This is a genomic window from Nostoc sp. WHI, from assembly GCF_015714725.1.
Classification (GTDB): Bacteria; Cyanobacteriota; Cyanobacteriia; order Cyanobacteriales; family Nostocaceae; genus Nostoc.
Genome location: NZ_WBKM01000071.1, coordinates 1 through 3,776 on the forward strand (window position 1 = coordinate 1; position 3,776 = coordinate 3,776).

The following is a 3,776-nucleotide window of genomic DNA, read 5'->3' on the forward strand; positions in this document are numbered from 1 at the left end:
CCCCACTCCCCACTCCCCACTCCAAAATTCTATGAAATCTTCCCTAGCTGTAAATGCTGCTCAAGCACGTCAGACAAAAGAGCGATTCGCCAAACCAGAGGAACAACTCACCTATGAATTGGGGAAGGCGGTACAGGAATTGCCACCCCTGTACACTAGATTATTGGCGGGAACCATGACATTTATTGTATTTGGGGCGATCGCTTGGGCATATTTCTCGCAAATAGATGAAGTAGCAACATCATCAGGAGAATTAATTGCTTCCACACAGGTAAGGCCAGTGACAGCCTTGGGTGGAGGGTCAATTGTCGGCGTCAAAGTCCAAGAAGGCGATCGCGTTACCAAAGGTCAAATTCTGATTCAAAAAGATCCAGACTTGCAGATGACGGACGTTTCTCGCCTAGCTAAATCTACCAGATTGATTCAAGACGATTTGCAACGTTTGGATGCAGAACGGACTGGAGGTAAAACTACTGGAACAAAACTGCAAGATGAACTTTTAAACTCCCGCCTCCAAGACTACCAAGCGCGTCAAGCAGCCGCCGAAGCAGAAGCAAATCGCCAAACAGCACTCATCAATCAAGCCAAAGTCCGCTTGACTCGGTTGCAAGACAACTTAGTTAATGCCAAAAGCAGCGTTGGCAATGCCAAAACCAACCTTGTCAACGCAGACAGCATCCGGGTCAAAATTGAAAGTAATTTGGCACTCGCCGAACAAAGGGAAACAAGCCTACGCACCCTAATTACTCCTGGCGCTGTACCTCGTGTCGATTACTTGGATGCTCAAGAAAGACTAACTCGTGCAAAGACAGAAATCACTAGATCACAAGATGAAGTTACCAACGCCCAGAATAGGATAACAGAGGCTCAAGATAAAGTCACATCATTAGAAAAAGATATTGCTGCCCAAGTCCAAGAAATTCGCCAAGCAGAACAAGCCTACAAAGCTGCACGCAATCAGATCCAGCGTGTAGCATCAGAACGCCAAAGTGAAATTTTGACCCAATTGAACAAACGCAAAGAAGAACTGACAACTGTTCAAGGTCAATTAGAGCAGGCGAGAAAGCAGCAAGCTTTAGAAACAATTGAGGCTCCCGTTGCCGGTACAATTTACAGAGTCAAAGCCACCAAGGGGCCAGTACAATCGGGTGAAGAATTGCTATCAATTTTGCCGGAAGGAGAAGAAATGCTCCTAGAGGTGAAAGTCCTCAACCGCGATATTGGATTTATTCGTCAAGGGATGAAGGCAAAAGTAAAAATGGCGACTTTCCCCTTCCAGGAATTTGGCACTGTGGCTGGCGAAGTCATGCAAGTCAGTCCGAATGCAATTGTTGATAAAGAATTGGGCTTAGTTTTTCCCACAAGAATTAAGCTAAGTAAACACTCAGTCAACGTCCGGGGTCAAGAAGTAGAATTTACACCAGGGATGGCTGCTACAGGTGAAATTGTCACTCGTAAAAAGTCAATTTTGACATTCATCACTGAGCCTGTGACACGGCGATTCAACGAGGCATTTTCAGTTAGGTAGGTTTGTAAGCTTTCCTGTTTTAACAAAATCGCCCTCACCCACCAAGGGCTACGGTGTACACACAAGTCGAAAAAAGCTCGATTTCCTATTGTTCTCTCGTTCCCATGCTCTGCATGGGAATGGCTAATTAGGGGCTGCTGCCTCCAGTTAGACATTGAGCCAGAGACTCAATGAATGCATTCCCAGGCGGAGCCTGGGAACGAGGAAACAAGATAGCTAATAACATTTACTCGCGGCAGCAGCCCAATGAGGTGCATTTCCAGCCAGAGGCTGGAAACGAGGTTTTAAAGGAGCTTTAGCTTACTACTAAGCTTATACTCTTATACAAACTGATTTGAAATCATACTCACATCAACGCATAACTTTTGCCCCAACTTGAGCAACTGACGGCACCGATGAGTATCTTCTTCATTGCTAAGGGTGGTGATACACAGAGGTATGATTTGACTGTGCAGACAACTAAAATATAATTCTTGCGATCGCTGTAGGGAAATATCAATATTTAGTTGATCCCCAACATCAATCAACCGCTCCAATAGTTGAATGTCTGCATTAAAACTACCATTGGCATCATGCAACAATTGCCAGAGCGATCGCGCAATTAACTGTTCTAACATTTGCTTACCGTCGGGAATATTCAGCCGACAATGCAGATGTTTTGCTTCGGTGGCGATCGCTTCCAATTCTACTATGTGATTCCAACTTTTTTGGGGATCGGCGATGTCTTGCTCAAGCGATCGTAATGTCATCAGACAGCGATGCCCTAAAGCAATGTCTGCTACTACCTGCAATTCTTGCGGCACTGCTATTTCATCTCGATGAAACGCCATCAGCACACCATAATTATCGCGGTAGGCTTGGGTATACAACTGTCCTAAACGTGTCAGTGTTTCCTGGCTGAGTAACTGCATAATCCGGTGGCGTTCTTCAGCAAATAGATTTTGCAAGCTGAAAGTCTCTTCCCCAAATAGCTGCGTCATCGCCAAGATAGTATGAGCCGCACTAGCTTGTTGTAATGCCCCAAACAGCTTTTCTTTTAATTGGCTGTAGTCAAGCCGTCCGGTAAATTGTTGAATGCAGCAGTGGAAATCCCAACCTCCCAAATGCAGTACAGCAAATACCAAATGCTCACTTTCCCAAGTAATCTCTGATACCAGCTTTAAATTGCCTACAGCCAGAGTTAGCGATCCCATGCGTTGCAGTTGGTAATCTAGCTCATTGGCAGCGTAGCAATAAACCCGCTTATAGTAACGCTGAGACTCTTTGTCATCAGCATCTTTTACAAACAAAGAATTGTGCGTCTCTGCTGGTTTGTGATTGTTAAACAGGGAAGTAATGGCGTAATGCGCTGCTACTTGTTTGAAACCAAGCTGGGCAGTTAGCACCAGTTGCCGATAAATTTCGGCACCGTGTTTGAAGTGATCGACATTACTGGGGGCTAAACCAAGACGTTTAACGAAGCCTTTTTCCAACTGTACACCTGCCACATCCCCCGCCAATTCCAAAGCACGGGCAGCGTACCGGAGAATTTGCGTCCCTTCTGGACGGGAAATTTCTTCAAAAAACCAACCGCAACTAGTGAACATCAACAAAGCGTGACGCTGCATTTCTAATAGACGTAGAGCGTCTACTTGTTCAGCTGCTGTTAGTTTGTGGGTTTGATGACGGGAGAGAAAACGGTTAACATTAGCAGCAGAGCGATCGCGCATCACTTGGATATATTCATCTCGTGCTAGCCAGGGATCACGAAATAACTGCCTGCCGTGTTCCTCATACACCTCAGTTAGCTGATCCCGCAGCCAATTTAGGGCATCCCGCAAGGGACGACGCCATTTCTGATGCCAAACACCGCCTTCTCCACCGCAACCACAGTCATCTTGCCATCTATCTACACCGTGGGCGCAACTCCATGCTGTGACTGACTTCAATTCCACTTCCCAATCGGGAGAATTTAAGCTGAGGTAGTGGGCGAAGTTTGTCACTGTCCAACTCTGTTGGGGAAACTCTTTTGTAAAGGCAAAGGCTAAAGTTTTCTCAGTTCCCTTTTTGTGATGTCCAAAAGTTTCTCCATCCGTCGCCACAGAGATCAACTGTGCTGGACGATGATCCCCACGCACTGCCGAACCGATACGTCCGGCAAAGCGACTAGAATTATAAACGACATCACTAAAACCCATGTCCCGCGATATTGGGCCATCGTAGAAGAAGATATCAATATAAGGCGGGGAGTGGGGAGTGGGGAGTGGGG

At 46.2% G+C, this 3,776-nt stretch carries 3 protein-coding genes; 2 read left to right on the forward strand and 1 reads right to left on the reverse strand.

Features of this window, described 5'->3' with window-relative positions; all coding sequences use genetic code 11:
• Nucleotides 1–31: 31 nt before the first annotated feature.
• Together F8S12_RS07235 and F8S12_RS41555 are read left to right on the forward strand one after the other, a co-directional pair.
• Nucleotides 32–1,528, forward strand: coding sequence for an HlyD family efflux transporter periplasmic adaptor subunit (locus F8S12_RS07235; protein WP_196515645.1), 1,497 nt, complete (start codon nt 32–34; stop codon nt 1,526–1,528).
• A 170-nt stretch (nt 1,529–1,698) separates the two neighbouring features.
• Nucleotides 1,699–1,827, forward strand: a complete 129-nt coding sequence (locus F8S12_RS41555; RefSeq protein WP_269144779.1) for a hypothetical protein — start codon at nt 1,699–1,701, stop codon at nt 1,825–1,827.
• A gap of 21 nt (nt 1,828–1,848) precedes the next feature.
• On the opposite strand, the gene F8S12_RS07240 is transcribed toward F8S12_RS41555, so the two are convergent.
• A partial coding sequence (locus F8S12_RS07240) for a DUF3536 domain-containing protein (RefSeq protein WP_196515646.1) occupies nt 1,849–3,776 on the reverse strand: 1,928 nt, incomplete at its 5' end.